Origin of the sequence: Pseudomonas sp. Marseille-Q5117, from assembly GCF_946901175.1 — a bacterium.
Lineage (GTDB): Bacteria > Pseudomonadota > Gammaproteobacteria > Pseudomonadales > Pseudomonadaceae > Aquipseudomonas > Aquipseudomonas iranensis.
Window position 1 is genome coordinate 36512 of record NZ_CAMPPP010000008.1, and the last position, 16407, is coordinate 52918.

General features: G+C 60.3%; 11 protein-coding genes. 7 read left to right on the top strand and 4 right to left on the bottom strand.

All coding sequences use genetic code 11. From position 1 onward, the window contains the following. Positions 1 to 53: 53 nt before the first annotated feature. Complete coding sequence (locus OC605_RS14645; RefSeq protein WP_186568381.1) at positions 54 to 962, bottom strand: DMT family transporter; 909 nt, start codon at positions 960 to 962, stop codon at positions 54 to 56. A gap of 213 nt (positions 963 to 1175) precedes the next feature. Between OC605_RS14645 and aceK the strand changes: the two genes are divergently transcribed. The 6 genes from aceK to OC605_RS14675 all read left to right on the top strand — a co-directional run bounded on the left by aceK (position 1176) and on the right by OC605_RS14675 (position 10923). Then, positions 1176 to 2897, top strand: coding sequence for a bifunctional isocitrate dehydrogenase kinase/phosphatase (aceK, locus tag OC605_RS14650; protein ID WP_262137874.1), 1722 nt, complete (start codon positions 1176 to 1178; stop codon positions 2895 to 2897). Positions 2898 to 3041: 144 nt separating this feature from the next. Then, entirely contained in the window at positions 3042 to 4160 is a 1119-nt protein-coding gene (locus OC605_RS14655) for an IS481 family transposase (RefSeq protein WP_410056002.1), read from the top strand. Positions 4161 to 4460: 300 nt separating this feature from the next. Next, positions 4461 to 8372 (top strand): ATP-dependent RNA helicase HrpA, encoded by a 3912-nt coding sequence (gene hrpA, locus OC605_RS14660; protein ID WP_262137876.1) that lies wholly within the window; start codon positions 4461 to 4463, stop codon positions 8370 to 8372. 452 nt (positions 8373 to 8824) lie between these two features. Beyond that, entirely contained in the window at positions 8825 to 9946 is a 1122-nt protein-coding gene (locus tag OC605_RS14665; protein WP_056783622.1) for a beta-ketoacyl-ACP synthase III, read from the top strand. 135 nt (positions 9947 to 10081) lie between these two features. Further along, positions 10082 to 10693 carry an RNA polymerase sigma factor gene (locus OC605_RS14670; protein ID WP_262137878.1) on the top strand — a complete coding sequence of 204 codons (612 nt, stop codon included), beginning with the start codon at positions 10082 to 10084 and terminating at the stop codon, positions 10691 to 10693. Beyond that, positions 10687 to 10923, top strand: a complete 237-nt coding sequence (locus OC605_RS14675; protein ID WP_024012036.1) for an anti-sigma factor family protein — start codon at positions 10687 to 10689, stop codon at positions 10921 to 10923. The genes OC605_RS14670 and OC605_RS14675 overlap by 7 nt, the downstream gene beginning before the upstream one ends. 143 nt (positions 10924 to 11066) lie before the next feature. Here the strand turns inward: OC605_RS14675 and OC605_RS14680 are convergent, their stop codons facing one another. Beyond that, entirely contained in the window at positions 11067 to 12389 is a 1323-nt protein-coding gene (locus tag OC605_RS14680) for a putative porin (protein WP_073472890.1), read from the bottom strand. A gap of 281 nt (positions 12390 to 12670) precedes the next feature. Between OC605_RS14680 and OC605_RS14685 the strand changes: the two genes are divergently transcribed. Further along, positions 12671 to 13795, top strand: coding sequence for a GNAT family N-acetyltransferase (locus OC605_RS14685; RefSeq protein WP_262137881.1), 1125 nt, complete (start codon positions 12671 to 12673; stop codon positions 13793 to 13795). A gap of 125 nt (positions 13796 to 13920) precedes the next feature. Here the strand turns inward: OC605_RS14685 and OC605_RS14690 are convergent, their stop codons facing one another. Together OC605_RS14690 and OC605_RS14695 are read right to left on the bottom strand one after the other, a co-directional pair. Further along, entirely contained in the window at positions 13921 to 15753 is a 1833-nt protein-coding gene (locus tag OC605_RS14690; protein WP_071174707.1) for an ABC transporter ATP-binding protein, read from the bottom strand. Between the two features lie 88 nt (positions 15754 to 15841). Next, positions 15842 to 16405: a peptidylprolyl isomerase gene (locus OC605_RS14695; RefSeq protein WP_016771201.1), complete on the bottom strand. Its 564-nt coding sequence runs from the start codon at positions 16403 to 16405 to the stop codon at positions 15842 to 15844. Between the last annotated feature and the right edge of the window lie 2 nt (positions 16406 to 16407).

The window sequence follows — 16407 nt, forward strand, 5'->3', positions numbered from 1 at the left end:
ATGTATTCTTCTGTGGGAGCGAGCCTGCTCGCGAAATATCTGCGGCAGAAAATCTAACGGACTGACACCTTTGCAGGCTTCACCACCGCCGGCTTCAACACCAGCCACAACGCCGCCGCAATCAGCACCCCGCCATAAATGTGCGCCATCGACAACGGCTCATCCAGCAACAACGCCCCCCACAACACGCCGAACGGCGGGATCATGAAGGTCACGGTCATCGATTTCACCGGGCCGATCGAGCTGAGCAGGCGGAAATAGATGATGTAGGCAAACGCCGTGCAACCCAGACCCAGGCCGAGCAGCGACAGCCAGACCTGCCAGCCGCCCCAACTCACCGGCGGCGCAGTGAAGGCGCTGTAGGCGAACAACGGCAGCAAAAACAACGTCGCCCCGAGCATGCTGCCCAGTGCCGACAAACGGCTGTCCAGCCCACCGGCCTGATCCAGCCAGCGCCGTGCAAGGAATCCGGCAAAGCCGTAACAAGTGGTCGCCAGCAGGCAGGCGACCGCGCCCATCAGCAGTTGCAGATCGAAGGCCACGGGACCGGCGCGCGTCAGCACACCGACGCCGAACAGACCGAGGAACACGCCGCTGAGCTTGGCCGCCGTGAGCTTTTCGCTGAAGAACAAACCGCCAATCAACACGCCCATCAGCGGCGTCGTGGCGTTGAAGATCGCCGAATAGCCGGCCGGCAATACCTGGGCGGCAACCGAATACAGTGTCGCCGGAATCCCCGAGTTGATTACGCCCAGCAGCATCACGGTCTTCAGCTTGCCCTTGAAATCCCAGCTGATGCGCATCAGCCCAAGGATCACCAGCAGCCCGGCAGCCGCGATCGACACCCGAAAGAAGCCGGTCGGGATCGTGCCGATCACCGGGGCAATGATGCGCATGAACAGAAAACTCGCGCCCCAGATAGCGGCCAGCGACAACATGCGGAAAATATCGACAGGGCTCACGGCGGGCTCCTTCCTTGATCGGGACGAGAGTGTTGCCGAGCGTCCGGATCATGGCAACCGCTATTCGGGCTTTTAATTCTGCTTGCCATGCATCGGCACGAGAAACCTCGTCAACGGTCGCCCCGGTATCGGTTTTGGCAGAAATTGCGCTTTTCCTGCGGACGGTTCCGTGACTAAGCTCAAACGAATCGATTTCCCGCCGAGGTTTCATTTATGTCGCAGCAATGGCCAGCCACCGAGATCGCCCGGATGATCCTCGCCGGCTTCGACGATTACCGCGAACATTTTCGCCGCATCACCGATGGTGCGCGGGAGCGCTTCGAACAGGCGCGCTGGCAAGAAGCCCAGGCCGCCTCGGCGGCGCGGATCAGTTTGTACGAAGAAAAGGTTGGCGAAACCGTCGCTCGCCTGCGCGAGTATTTCGACGAAGAGACCCTGATGAACGTCAGCTGCTGGCCGCTGGTGAAAAGCGCCTATATCAGTGTGATCGACCTGCGCTTCGACGATGAGCTGTCCGAAACCTGGTACAACTCGATTTTCTGCGGGCTGTTCAGCCACGACCTGATCAGCGACGGCTGCATGTTCATCCACACCACGCGCCCGAGCCTGCGCCGTGCCCGCGCCGCGCAAACCCGCACGTACAAGCCGCAGGGCCAGTTGTCCGCGATGCTCGCCAGTATCTTTTCCGACTACCGCTTCAGCGAGGATTACGCCGATTTGCCTGGCGACCTGCTGCGGCTCGAAGCGCAATTGCGCGAGAACCTGCCGAACTGGGTGTGCAAGGACCCGGAGCTAAGCGTCGAGCTGTTTTCCTCGGTGCTTTACCGCAACAAGGGCGCGTATCTGGTCGGACGCATTTACACCCGCGATGAGCAATGGCCGCTGGTGATTCCGCTGTTGCACCGCGAAGGTCGGGGCATTCAGATCGATGCGTTGATCACCGACGAAGCCGATGTGTCGATCATCTTCTCGTTTACTCGCTCGTATTTCATGGTCGATGTACCGGTGCCGGCGGAGTTCATCGGTTTTCTGCGACGCATTCTGCCGGGCAAGCACATCGCCGAGCTGTACACCTCGATCGGCTTCTACAAGCACGGCAAGTCGGAGTTTTACCGCGCGCTGATCAATCACCTGGCCAACACTGACGACCAGTTCATCATGGCCCCGGGCGTGCGCGGCATGGTCATGAGCGTGTTCACCCTGCCGGGTTTCAACACCGTATTCAAAATCATCAAGGACCGTTTCTCACCGTCGAAGAACGTCGACCGGGCAACGGTGATCGAAAAGTATCGACTGGTGAAAAGCGTCGATCGGGTCGGGCGCATGGCCGATACCCAGGAATTCGCCGATTTTCGTTTTCCGCTGAGCAAGTTCGATCCGGCGTGTCTCGAAGAGCTGCTTGAGGTGGCGCCATCCACGGTTTCGGTCGAAGGCGAGACCGTGCTGATCCGCCACTGCTGGACCGAACGCCGGATGACCCCGCTCAACCTTTATCTGGAAAATGCCAACGACGCCCAGGTACGTGAAGCGCTGGAGGATTACGGCCTGGCGATCAAGCAACTGGCGGCGGCGAATATTTTTCCCGGCGACATGCTGCTGAAAAACTTCGGCGTCACCCGTCACGGGCGCGTGGTGTTTTACGACTATGACGAAATTTGCTTCCTGACCGAAGCCAACTTCCGCCACATCCCGCAACCGCGCACGCCGGAGGACGAAATGGCCTCCGAGCCGTGGTACTCGATCGGACCGCTGGACGTGTTTCCCGAAGAGTTTCCGCCGTTCCTGTTTGCCGATGCCGGGCAGCGGAAATTGTTCGATCAGTTGCATGGCGAGTTGTACAACGCCGATTACTGGAAGGGCTTGCAGGAGGCGATTCGGGCGGGGAAGGTTATCGACGTCTTCCCATACCGGCGCAAAGGCCTCGACAACGAGTAGCTCTTTTAAAAGCCCCTCACCCCAGCCCTGTGTATGTACCGGACACATGGTGGACAGGTGTTCGGAGACATGGTGGACACTTTTTAATAGGCACATTGCTCATCATCAAGGAGATGACCTGTGTCCTGGCAAGAGGCATCCACCATGCAACTTCGTACAGAGTTTGTGCGTTTAGCTCGGCAAGAAGGGTCGAATGTTCGGCAGCTTTGCCGTCGATTCAATATCAGCCCAAGTACTGCCTACAAATGGCTCAACAGGTTTGAAACCTCGGGTGCAGAGGGCTTGCACGATCAGTCCCGGCGACCGAAAACATCACCCAAACGTTGTGCTGAAGAGGTTGAGCAGCAAATTTTGACCATGAGTCAGCAATACGAGGCTTGGGGTGCCCGCAAGCTCAAGCGCGTGCTGGAAGACGAAGGCGCTGTGATGCCCTCTGTCAGCACGGTGCATGCGGTTTTACAGCGTCATTCGCGTGTTGATCCAAAGGCTGCCGAGATCAAACCATTTATCCGATTTGAGCACGAAGCGCCTAACGATCTATGGCAGATCGACTTCAAGGGACACTTCGGCCTGAGCCAAGGACGCTGCCATCCATTCACGATACTGGACGATCACTCACGCTTTTCGTTGTGTATTGCCGCATGTGCCAATGAGCAGCGCCAAACCGTTCAGGACCATCTAATGCGGGCGTTTCGACGTTACGGCTTGCCGTTACGCATGACGATGGACAACGGCTCGCCATGGGGCGATCAGACTGGCGTTTACACCGCGCTGGAAGTCTGGCTGATGAGCCAGGGCATCAAGGTTGGCCACTCCCGGCCTTATCACCCGCAAACTCAGGGAAAACTGGAACGCTTCCATCGCAGCCTGAAAAGTGAAGTCCTGCAAGGCCGGTATTTCACCGATCTCGACGACGCACAACGGGCGTTTGATACCTGGCGCGACATCTACAACCAGAAGCGCCCTCATCAGGCGCTGGGCATGGCGGTGCCGGCGACTCGTTACAGTGGCAGCCCACGGGAATATCAGGAGCAACCGGCGGAGCCGGATTACAACGACGCAGATGTGGTCAGGAAGGTACAGGTGGGAGGTGAAATCTTCTGGAAAAACCGGGAATACAAGATCGGAAAGGCTTTTTACGGCAGGTACATAGCGATCAGGGAGACGACGGAAGACGGCATCCACGATGTCTACTGGAGTAGACATCGTGTCGCTCGAATCGACTTGAACTTGCAGATCGTGACGGCAGGTAAGAAGATCTAAAACCGTCCACCATGTCTCCGAACATGTGTCCACCATGTCTCCGGTACATACACCCTCTCCCAGAGGGAGAGGGAGCTGACCGAGGTGTCTTGGGTCAAACGCCGACCTGAAAGAGCTCGGCGATTATGGATTCGGCAAAGCTCTTTCAGGTCGATGTACCTTTGAAGCATCCCCCAATCGGTCCCCTCTCCCTTTGGGAGAGGGCTAGGGTGAGGGTCGCAATCCCCCTGACACGCCACAACCCCCCCAAATCTGCGACAATCCGCCCCTGCATAAATAGACGACCGAATTGCCTACCCGATGACCGACGAATCGCCCTCCATCGACAAACTGCTGAAAAACCTCGATCACGCCATGCTCGCCGACCGTCACCGGCTGCGGCGGCAGTTGCTTGAGCTGCGCAAGAAACCCGACGAGGCCAAACTGGCCCAGTGGGTGACGCGCATGCAGGCGTCCTGTGATCAGGTGCTGGCGCGCCGTGCCAGCCTGCCGGTGATTCGTTATGACGACAGTTTGCCGATCGCGGCCAAGCGCGACGAGATCAAAAAGGCCCTGGAGCAACATCAGGTGCTGATCATCGCCGGCGAAACCGGCTCGGGTAAAACCACCCAGTTGCCGAAGATCTGTCTGGAAATCGGTCGCGGCCAGCACGGTCTGATCGGCCATACCCAGCCGCGTCGGATCGCCGCGCGCAGTGTCGCCAGTCGCGTTGCCGAAGAACTCGGCACGCCGCTCGGTGCGCTGGTCGGCTATCAGGTGCGGTTTGAAGATCAAAGCGATGCCAACACCCTGATCAAACTGATGACCGACGGCATTCTGCTGGCGGAAACCCAGAACGACCGTTATCTGGAACGCTACGACACGATCATCGTCGACGAAGCCCACGAACGCAGCCTCAACATCGACTTCCTCCTCGGCTATCTGAAAACCCTGCTGCCACGCCGTCCGGACCTGAAGGTGATTATTACTTCGGCGACCATCGATCTGGAGCGCTTCTCCAAGCATTTTGATGACGCGCCGATCGTCGAAGTGTCGGGCCGTACCTTCCCGGTGGAAAACTGGTATCGGCCGCTGACCCTGGAGCAGGACGAAGAGGGCAACCGGGTCGAGGATGACCTGACCGTCGATCAGGCAATTCTCGCCACCCTCGACGAAATCGCCGCCTACGAGCGCAGCGAACGACGCAGCCCCGGCGATGTGCTGGTGTTCCTGCCCGGCGAGCGGGAGATTCGTGACGCCGCCGATATGCTGCGCAAGGCCCAGCTCAAGCACACCGAAATCCTGCCGCTGTACGCGCGTCTGTCGCCGGCCGAGCAGCAGCGAATCTTCCAGTCGCATCCGGGCCGCCGCGTGGTGCTGGCGACCAACGTCGCCGAAACCTCGCTGACCGTACCGGGCATTCGCTATGTGATTGACAGCGGCACCGCGCGCATCAGCCGCTACAGCTACCGCGCCAAGGTGCAGCGCTTGCCGATCGAAGCGATATCCCAGGCCAGCGCCAATCAGCGTAAAGGTCGTTGCGGGCGGGTTGAGCCGGGTATCTGCGTGCGTTTGTACAGCGAAGAGGACTTCCTTGGGCGCCCGGAATTTACCGATCCGGAAATTCTGCGCACCAACCTCGCCGCCGTTATTTTGCAGATGCTCCATCTGCGCCTTGGTGAAATCACCGCGTTCCCGTTTATCGAGCCGCCGGACGGCAAGGCGATCAGCGACGGTTTCAACCTGCTGCAAGAGCTGTCGGCGGTGGATCGCAACAGTCAGCTGACACCGCTCGGTCGCCAGTTGGCGCGCTTGCCGGTCGACCCGCGCATGGGCCGCATGCTGCTGGAAGCGGCCAAGCTCGGCAGTCTGCAGGAAGTGCTGATCGTCGCCAGTGCGATGTCGATTCAGGACCCGCGCGAACGTCCACCGGAGCGTCAGCAAGCGGCGGATCAGGCCCATGCGCAATGGAAGGATCCGGATTCGGACTTCGCCGGGCTGGTCAATCTGTGGCGTGGTTTTGAAGAACAGCGCCAGGCGCTCACGGCCAATCCGCTGCGCAATTGGTGCCGGAAGAATTTCCTCAATTACCTGCGCCTGCGCGAGTGGCGTGATTCTCATCGTCAGTTGAGCCTGATCTGCCGCGACATGCAGTTGAGCCTGAACAAGGAGCCGGCGGATTATCCGAAGCTGCACAAAGCGGTGCTGGTCGGCTTGCTCAGCCAGATTGGCCAAAAAACCGAAGACGGCGATTACCTCGGCGCGCGGCAGCGGCGCTTCTGGATTCACCCGTCGTCGGGCATCGGCAAGAAGCGCCCGCAGTGGCTGATGACCGCCGAACTGGTGGAAACCACCAAGCTTTACGCGCGCATGGTCGCCAAGATCGATGCCGACTGGATCGAGCCGCTGGCCGGGCACCTGATCAAGAAGAATCACTTCGAGCCGCATTGGGAGAAGAAGCGCGGCCAGGTCGTAGCCTATGAGCAGATCACCCTGTTCGGCCTGATCGTCGTCGGTCGTCGCCCGGTGCATTACGGCCCGGTCGATCCGGTGGTATCTCGTGAGCTGTTTATCCGCGAAGGTCTGGTGCGCGGTGAGATTCAGTCGCGGGCCAAATGCCTGAGCGCCAATCAGAAACTGCTCGAGCAGCTCGACGAACTGGAGGCCAAGGCGCGCCGGCGCGACATTCTCGCCGACGAAGAAACCCTCTACGCCTTCTACGATGCGCGTCTGCCGGCGGAGATCCATCAGACCGCGACCTTCGACAGTTGGTACAAGGTCAACAGCCAGAAAGATCCGCAGTTGCTGATCATGCGCGAAGAAGACGTATTGGCCCGCGAGGCCAGCGAAGTCACCGCCCGTGATTACCCGGATACGTTGCACATTGGCGATCTGGAGCTGGCGCTGACTTATCATTTCGAACCCAATCACCCGCGCGACGGCGTGACCTTGCGCGTGCCGGCGCCGCTGCTGCCGATGTTGCCGCCGGAGCGTCTGGAATGGCTGGTGCCGGGGCTGATCGAGGCCAAGTGCATAGCCCTGGTGCGCAATCTGCCGAAAGCCCTGCGCAAGAACTTCGTGCCGGTGCCGGACTTCATCAAGGCCGCGTTGCAGCGCATGACTTTCGCCGAAGGTTCGCTGCCGCAAGCGCTCGGTCGCGAGCTGCTGCGCATGACCGGCGCGCGGGTCAGCGATGACGCGTGGGCGGAAGCGGCGCAGCAGGTTGAAAGCCATCTGCGCATGAACCTGGAAATCGTCGACGGCGAGGGCAAGTTTCTTGGCGAAGGCCGCGATCTGGCTGAGTTGACTGCACGTTTCGCCGAAGCCAGCCAGGCCGCGCTGGCGGTGCCGCAGAGTGCGAAAAGTCAGCAGCCGGTCGAGGCAAAAGTTTTCGCGCCGGTGGCGGAAAAGACCCAGCAGAAGATCGCCGGGTTGTCGATGACGGTGTACCCGGCGCTGGTGGAAGAGGGCGGCACGGTCAAGGAGGGACGCTTCTCCACCCCCGCCGAGGCCGAGTTCCAGCATCGTCGGGCCTTGCAGCGTTTGCTGATGCAGCAACTGGCCGAGCCGGCCAAGTTCCTGCGCGGCAAGTTGCCCGGGCAGACTGAACTGGGCTTGCTTTATCGTGAGCTGGGCCGGGTCGATGCGCTGGTCGAAGACATTCTGCTGGCCAGCCTCGACAGCTGCATTCTCGAAGGTGAAGACCCGTTGCCCCGCGATGGCGCCGGATTGGCGGCATTGGCCGAACGCAAGCGCGGCAACTGGACCGAGCACGCCGAGCGGGTTGCGCGGCTGACGCTGGAAATCCTCAAGATCTGGCACGGTCTGCAAAAACGCTTCAAGGGCAAGATCGATCTTGCCCAGGCAGTGGCACTCAACGACATCAAGCAGCAGATCGGCAATCTGGTCTATCCGGGTTTCGTCCGCGAAACGCCGATGCAGTGGCTCAAGGAGTTGCCGCGTTACCTGAAAGCGGTCGAGCAACGTTTCGAGAAACTCGGTGCGCAGGTGCAGAAGGATCGGGTCTGGAGCGGCGAACTCGCTGGCCTGTGGACGCAATACCAGACCCGCGCAGCCAAGCATGCGCAGGAAGGCAAGCGCGATCCGCAGTTGGAGTTGTACCGCTGGTGGCTGGAGGAATACCGCGTGTCGCTGTTCGCTCAACAATTGGGGACGAAAGTGCCGATCTCCGACAAGCGCCTGAGCAAACAGTGGAGCCAGGTCGAGCCCTGACCTGCAGCCATACACAATCCCCCTGAGGAAGCGGTCTCTGTGGCGAGGGGATTTATCCCCGCTGGGTGGCGAAGCCGCCCAAAGACCTACGCCTCGGTTCATCGATCGTTCCCACGCTCTGCGTGGGAATGCCTCTGGGGACGCTCCGCGTCCAGTGACGCGGAGCGTCACGGGCTGCATTCCCACGCGGAGCGTGGGAACGATCATCAAAAGATCGCAGCCTTCGGCAGCTCCTGCAGGGATCGAGTTGAGCAGGAGAAAGGCGCCAAAATTCTGGGTTTATGGCAAACTTCGCCACCATAACCCGCCGTTTCGCGACCCAGAGCCTTCGGCCGTGTCGCGCTGCGGAATAAAACGATGCCAGGTTTGCGTCCCCCGGATGGGAATAGACCCTTTGCGTGTTGGTACGACGGTTCCAGCACTTTCTGCCTGAACAGATTAGAGAAACGACCATGCATAACGTCGTCATCAGCGGCACCGGCCTGTACACACCGGCCAACAGCATCTCCAACGAAGAGCTGGTGCAGTCTTTCAATACCTACGTCGCCCAGTTCAACGCCGATAACGCCGAGGCCATTGCCAGCGGTGAAGTCCAGGCCCTGACCGAATCCAGCGCCGCGTTCATCGAAAAGGCCTCGGGCATCAAGAGCCGCTTTGTCATGGACAAGGACGGCATCCTCGATCCGCAACGCATGGCCCCGCGCCTGCCCGAGCGTTCCAACGATGAATGGTCGGTGCTCTGCCAGATGGCCGTTGGCGCTGCCGAACAAGCCCTGCAACGAGCCGGCAAAACCGCAGCCGATATCGACGGCGTGATCGTTGCCTGCTCCAACCTGCAACGCGCTTACCCGGCCATCGCCATCGAAGTCCAGGAAGCGCTGGGCATTGAAGGTTTCGGTTTCGACATGAACGTGGCGTGTTCTTCGGCCACCTTCGGCATCCAGGCCGCCGCCAACAGCGTACAGCTTGGCCAGGCGCGGGCGATCCTGATGGTCAACCCGGAGGTCTGCACCGGGCACCTGAACTTCCGTGATCGCGACAGCCACTTCATCTTCGGCGATGCCGCGACTGCGGTGATCATCGAGCGCGCGGATCTGGCGACCTCCGCGTACCAGTTCGACGTGGTCAGCACCAAACTGCTGACCAAGTTCTCCAACAACATCCGCAACAACTTCGGCTTCCTCAACCGAGCGGCGGAAGAGGGCATCGGTGCCCGCGACAAGCTGTTCGTGCAAGAAGGCCGCAAAGTGTTCAAGGATGTCTGCCCGATGGTCGCCGAGCTGATTGGCGAGCACCTGGAAGAGAACCAGCTCAACGTCGGCGACGTGAAGCGTTTCTGGCTGCACCAGGCCAATCTGAGCATGAACCACCTGATCGTGCGCAAGCTGCTCGGCCGCGAAGCTACCGAAGAAGAAGCCCCGGTGATTCTCGACAGCTACGCCAACACCAGCTCGGCCGGTTCGGTCATTGCCTTCCACAAATACCAGGATGATCTGGCCTCGGGTTCGCTGGCGGTGCTCAGTTCGTTTGGTGCCGGTTATTCGATCGGTAGCGTGTTGCTGCGCAAGCGCTGAAACAGGTTAATTTCCCCTTAATCGCGTCGATCTTTCCTACATCCGAAGCGGCTGAAACGCTGTAATTTTTCGGACGTCGCGGCAGGTGCACACCTGCCGCGTTCATTTTCGAAGTCCGGACAAGGGGATTGATGGATGGCGGCTGACGACACCCAACTGCTCACGCGCCTGCTGGCGGGGGAGCAAAACGCTTTCAAGGAACTGGTCACCACGTATCAGAGCGCCATGCGCGCTGTGGCTTACGCGATTGTCGGCCAGCGTCATGTCGAAGAAGTGGTGCAGGATGCCTGGCTGTCGGTGGTGCGTCATCTGGGCAGCTTCGAAGGCCGCTCCAGCCTCAAGACCTGGTTGCTGACCATCACCGCCAATTCGGCCAAGAGTCGCTACAAGCACAATCGCCGGGAAGTCCTGCTCGATGACCTGCCATCGCCCCACGGCACCATCGGTGACGATCGATTTTCCTCGAGCGACGGTCATTGGCTGGTCGCGCCGTTTGCCTGGCATCAGGACACCCCAGAGGCACTGCTCACCGAAAACGAACTGCGCGAATGCCTCGAACACACGTTGCTGAGTCTGTCCGAGTTGCAGAGCAGTGTCCTGCTGTTGCGCGAACGCCAGGGTCTGGAGCTGGAAGAGATCTGTAATCTTCTGGAGATCTCGCTCTCCAATGTCCGCGTGCTGCTGCACCGGGCACGCTTGAAGGTCTTCGCGACCGTGGAACATTTTGAGGAGACAGGAGAATGTTGACCTGCAAGGAGCAAGTGGCACGATCCAGCGATTATCTCGATGGCCAACTGAGCTTTCGCGAGACGCTGATGGTGCGTCATCACCTGTTGTTCTGCCCCAACTGCCGGCGCTTCATGCGGCAGATGCGCGTGATGCAGGCAACCCTGAAGGCGCTGCCGGAAAAACCGGAAGAGGGAGTGGATGCTTTGGCTGAGCGTCTGGCGACGCAGAGGCGCGACGACAGTCCTTGAAAGAGTCAGCCCGGGGCAGCGTCAGCGAACGGATGATGGGGATCGCTGGCATTGCGCCGGGCTGCAGGACATCAGCTTCGAACGACAAGTCGCAAGGGGAGCGGTGACTTGCAGCTTGTCGCTCGAAGCTTGTAGCTGTTTTCTTAGAACTTCGCTTCAGCATCCAGCTGCAGGGTGTTGGCATCTGCATCGCGCTGGCTGCGACTGGCGAAGTCGGCCTTGGTCAGGAAGTACGTGGCGCCGACGGCGAAGTTCTTGTCGATGTCGTAACCGACCTTGAACTTGTGCCCGCGCGAACCGGTGGTGCCGTTGGCAAAGTCGGAGTCGGTGAAGGCGCCGACCACGGCGTTGCGCTGCACGTCGCGATAGTTGTAGTCGAGGTTGAAGCCGAAGACTTTAGACTTGGCGCCGAGCAACCATGCGGTGTCCTGATCGGTCACGGCATCGTTGTTCTTCACGTACTGGCCGTAGAACGACAGCGGCATTGGCAGGCCGCCGATGTCGATCTGGCTGAACCCTTCATACAGACGGAATTCGTTGTTCGCCGAGTTGCCGTTGACTGCCAGCGCGCACGGCGTCGAGGTGCCGGTGCAGCGGCTGTCATCGTCATTCTGGTAAGCGTAAACGCTGCCGCCGACGGTCATCTTCAGGTTGTCAGTGATGTTGAAGCGGCTGCCCAACTGGCCAGCGGTCAGGCGCAGGTCGTGGCGGAATTGCACGCCGTCGCCGTCAACGTTGTCCTTGAGGTTGTAGTTACCCAGGCTGCCGAACAGTTCGGCGCTGCCGCCCAGTGGGTATTTGTAGGTAACGGCCAGACCTTCCGGGTTGATGTCGCTGTCCCAGATCACGTCGCCCATGCTTACCCATGGTTGCAGCATCTTGCCGCCGATCACGTGAAGGTTCTTGATCTGATCCGGGTGATAGTCGATGTAGCCGAGGTCGAGCCAGATCTGCTTCTTGTCGAAGTAGTTGTCCTGATCCTGGTTGGTCGAGCGCGCGTCGTCACCGCCGCCGGTGGCGATACGGATGCCGGTGTCGACTTGCGGGTTGATCTCGGTATAGGCGCCCAGACGCGCACGGATGCGCTGGCGGTCCTTGTCGCGGCCGCCGTTGTTCGGCTCGCCGTCGATCTTGATGGTTTCCTGGCGGATACGTACGTCGCCCTTGAACTGGGTCTTCGCCGCCCACGCCAGTTTCTGGTCAAACAGGCTCTGTTCGTTGGTCTTCTTCGCGACCGCCGCCACTTGTTCGTTGGTTTCCTGCTGCGCCTGTTGGGCGATTTGCTGAGCCTTCTGATCCTTGGCCAGTTCTGTTTGCAGCTCGATGTACTGCGCCTGGGAAATCGACCCGTTGGCCTTGAGCATGTCGAGCAGTTTGGCGTCGACTGCAGCACTGGCCGGAACGCTCATGGCCAGCAACAAGCCGCCGCACAGGGCCGCTGCAGTTTTCGTGGAAGCAAGACGCATAGCAATCTCCGAAGATGAAGGGGATGGCTGAACCATCCTGGGCACAACCGGCCTGAAGGCCGGAAAACTGTGTCCGGGTTAGAACCCGGCGCTCTAAAAACAGGCGCCAGTATCGCGATGGTTTATGACAGAGCGGTGGCACAGTGATGGCAGGTTGATGACGATGCGGATCAGCCGTGAACTATCGAGTTAGAGCGCTGTCGGCCGATTGAGCGTGTGCAACCGGGTCGCGATCAGCGATACTCGCCGGGCTTTGTCGCCAAGCTGTGGAGTGCCAGTGAATGCCGTTGCAACGCCTGCAAGACCTGTCAGAAATCGCCCCGGCAAGCTGGGATGCGCTGGTGCCGGACAACCAGCCGTTCCTGCGCCACGCATTCCTCAGTGCGCTGGAAGACAGCGGCAGTGTCGGCCCGCACTCGGGCTGGCAGCCCGAACATTTACTGCACATCGAAGATGATCGACTGATCGCCGCACTGCCCAGTTATCGCAAGTGGCATTCGTACGGCGAGTACGTGTTCGACCATGGCTGGGCCGACGCCTGCGCCCGCGCCGGCATCGATTACTACCCCAAACTCCTGACCGCCGTGCCGTTCAGTCCGGTCAGCGGCCCGCGCTTGCTGGCGGCAACAGTGGAGGACGGTTTCGAACTGCTGAAAAGCCTGCCGGGCTATTTGCAGATCGAAGAACTGTCCAGCGCGCATATCAACTTCACCGATCCGTTTACCGATGCGGCGATGGCCGGGCAGCCGGGCTGGCTGCAGCGTATTGGCTGTCAATATCACTGGCAGAACCGTGAATACCGCGACTTTCAGGACTTCCTCGACGCCCTCAGCTCTCGCAAGCGCAAGCAGATGCGCAAGGAACGCGAGCAGGTGGCGGGGCAGGGCTTTGAGTTCGAGTGGCTGGAGGGGCGTGATTTGGACGAGGCACAGTGGGATTTTGTTTACGCCTGTTATGCCAACACCTACGCGGTGCGGCGTCAGGCGCCGTACCTGACGCGGGAGTTCTTCAGCCTGCTGGCCGAACGTATGCCCGAGGCGATTCGCGTGGTCCTGGCCAAGCAGGGCTCACGGCCGGTGGCGATGGCGTTCAGCCTGGTCGGTGGCGACAGTTTCTACGGGCGGTATTGGGGTTGCCTGGCCGAGTTTGATCGGCTGCATTTCGAGACGTGTTTTTATCAGGGCATGGATTACGCGATTGCCCAAGGCATCCAGCGTTTCGATGCCGGGGCACAGGGCGAGCATAAGTTGATTCGCGGCTTTGAACCGGTGATCACCCATTCCTGGCACTACCTGCGCCATCCGGGGTTGAAAGCGGCGGTGAAGGATTTCCTCAAGCAGGAGCGTGCCGGGGTTCTGGCCTATGCCGAAGAGGCCCGGACAGCGTTGCCCTATCGCCAGACCTAGTTCCAGATTTCCTGTGGGAGCGAGCCTGCTCGCGAAAGCGTCGGGTCAGTTGACGAATTTGTCGCTGATCCACCGCATTCGCGAGCAGGCTCGCTCCCACAGTCTTTTCACCACACCGCCAAGCATCAATCGATGCCGACAAAGCCGCCGGTCTGGTGCGCCCACAACCGTGCATACAAACCACGATGGGCGAGCAGTTCGGCGTGGGTGCCGCTCTCGGCGATCTTGCCGTTTTCCAGCACCACCAGACGGTCCATGCGCGCGATGGTCGAGAGACGGTGGGCGATGGCGATCACGGTTTTGCCCTGCATCAAGGTCTCGAGGCTTTCCTGAATCGCCGCTTCGACTTCCGAATCCAGTGCCGAGGTGGCTTCGTCCATGATCAGGATCGGCGCGTCCTTGAGCAGCACCCGCGCAATCGCGATGCGCTGGCGCTGACCGCCCGAGAGTTTCACCCCGCGCTCGCCGACATGCGCGTCGAAACCGCTGCGGCCTTCAGCGTCGGACAGCAGTGGAATGAACTCATCGGCGCGAGCCTTGTGCACCGCCTCCCACAGTTCGGCGTCGGTGGCGTCGGGTTTGCCGTAGAGCAAGTTGTCGCGGATCGAGCGGTGCAACAGGGAGGTGTCCTGAGTGATCATGCCGATCCGCGCACGCAGGCTTTCCTGGCCGACTTCGGCGATGTTCTGCCCGTCGATCAGGATGCGCCCGCCCTCGACGTCGTACAGGCGCAGCAACAGGTTGACCAAGGTTGATTTGCCGGCGCCGGACGGGCCGATCAAGCCGATTTTCTCCCCCGGTTTTATCGTCAGATTGAGGTCGCCGATGATGCCTCTCTTCTTGCCGTAGTGAAAATCCACGTGCTCGAAACGCACTTCGCCCGAGGCCACGGCCAGCGGTTTGGCCTGCTCGCGGTCGGTGACGCTGACCGGTTGCGAGATGGTGCGCAGACCATCCTGGACCATGCCGATGTTTTCGAAAATGCCGGTGACTACCCACATGATCCAGCCGGACATGTTGACGATACGAATCACCAGGCCGGTGGCCAGGGCAATCGCGCCGACGGTGATCAGCGACTGCGTCCACAGCCACAACGCCAGCGCCGTGGTGCCGACGATCAGCAGGCCGTTCATGGTAGTGATCGCCACGTCCATGCTGGTCACCACGCGACCGGCCATTTGCGCTTTGACGGTCTGTTCTTCGATGGCTTCCTTGGCGTAGTGCTGTTCGAAGTTGGTGTGGGCAAACAGTTTCAGCGTGGCGATGTTGGTGTAGCCGTCGACGATACGGCCCATCAATTTCGAGCGCGCGTCAGAGGCTTCGACCGAACGCTCTTTCACGCGCGGCACGAAGTAATACAGCGCGCCGATGTAGGCGACGATCCAGGTCAGCAACGGGATCATCAGGCGCCAGTCGGCCTCGGCGAACAGCACCAGCGAGCTGATCGCATAGATCACCACGTGCCACAGTGCATCCACCGCTTGCACGGCGGAATCGCGCAGCGAGTTGCCGGTCTGCATGATGCGCTGGGCGATGCGCCCGGCGAAGTCGTTCTGGAAGAAATTCAGGCTCTGCTTGAGCACGTAACTGTGGTTCTGCCAGCGGATCATGCTGGTCATGCCGGGGCTCAGGGTCTGATGCACCAGCAGGTCGTGCAGGGCAAAGAAGATCGGTCGCAGCACCAGAGCGACCACCAGCATCCAGGTCAATTCGAGGGCGTGGTCGCTGAAGAAATTCGGGTTGGGCGTGCCTTGCGCCAGATCGATGATGCGGCTCAGGTAGCTGAACAGCGCTACTTCGATCAATGAGGCAAACAGGCCGATGACGAGCAGGGCAGCGAAACTCGGCCAGACCTGCTTCAGGTAATAGACGTAGAAGGGCCAGACGCGGTCCGGCGGAGACGCCGTCGGGGCGTCGCGGAAGATATCGATCAGTTGTTCGAAACGGCGATAGAGCATCAGATAACCGCCCGGAATCCGGGCTCTCCTTTTATCAGTGCGAGCGGCGCAGGCTCAGCCCGGCGCCGCTCGATATGCCCAGCGAAACTCAGTCGATGCGCTTGGCCGACTTGATGATCACAGGGTCGACAGGCACATTCTGCATGCCTTGTTTGGTGGTGGTCTGCGAGTTGACGATGATGTCCACGACGTCCATGCCCTTGACCACTTTGGCGAACACCGCGTAACCGGCGTCGCGACCCGGGTCGAGGAATGCGTTGTCGGCAACGTTGATGAAGAACTGGCTGGTCGCTGAATCAGGGTTGGAAGTACGCGCCATCGACAGGGTGCCGCGAACGTTGTGCAGGCCATTGCTGGCCTCGTTCTTGATCGGCGCCTTGGTTTCTTTCTGTTGCATCTGCTGGGTGAAGCCGCCGCCCTGAGCCATGAAGCCCGGGATCACGCGGTGGAAAATGGTGTTGTTGTAGAAACCGCTGTCGACGTATTCAAGGAAGTTCTTCGTGCTGATCGGTGCCTTGACCGGGTCCAGTTCGATTTCGATCTGGCCGTTGGTGGTGTCCAGCAGCACGTGGGGCGCCTTGGCCGGGGTAGCAGCCATCAGGTTGGCGGCAAACAGTACGGAGCCGGCGGCGAGGGCGAGTTTTTTCAGCATGG

What these genes read in the sequence shown, in the direction of transcription:
- aceK (WP_262137874.1), top strand. Translation starts at nt 1,176, where the DNA reads ATGTCGCAGCAATGGCCAGCCACCGAGATCGCCCGGATGATCCTCGCC.
- OC605_RS14655 (WP_410056002.1), top strand. Translation starts at nt 3,042, where the DNA reads ATGCAACTTCGTACAGAGTTTGTGCGTTTAGCTCGGCAAGAAGGGTCG.
- hrpA (WP_262137876.1), top strand. Translation starts at nt 4,461, where the DNA reads ATGACCGACGAATCGCCCTCCATCGACAAACTGCTGAAAAACCTCGAT.
- OC605_RS14665 (WP_056783622.1), top strand. Translation starts at nt 8,825, where the DNA reads ATGCATAACGTCGTCATCAGCGGCACCGGCCTGTACACACCGGCCAAC.
- OC605_RS14670 (WP_262137878.1), top strand. Translation starts at nt 10,082, where the DNA reads ATGGCGGCTGACGACACCCAACTGCTCACGCGCCTGCTGGCGGGGGAG.
- OC605_RS14675 (WP_024012036.1), top strand. Translation starts at nt 10,687, where the DNA reads ATGTTGACCTGCAAGGAGCAAGTGGCACGATCCAGCGATTATCTCGAT.
- OC605_RS14680 (WP_073472890.1), bottom strand. Translation starts at nt 12,389, where the DNA reads ATGCGTCTTGCTTCCACGAAAACTGCAGCGGCCCTGTGCGGCGGCTTG.
- OC605_RS14685 (WP_262137881.1), top strand. Translation starts at nt 12,671, where the DNA reads ATGCCGTTGCAACGCCTGCAAGACCTGTCAGAAATCGCCCCGGCAAGC.
- OC605_RS14690 (WP_071174707.1), bottom strand. Translation starts at nt 15,753, where the DNA reads ATGCTCTATCGCCGTTTCGAACAACTGATCGATATCTTCCGCGACGCC.
- OC605_RS14695 (WP_016771201.1), bottom strand. Translation starts at nt 16,405, where the DNA reads ATGCTGAAAAAACTCGCCCTCGCCGCCGGCTCCGTACTGTTTGCCGCC.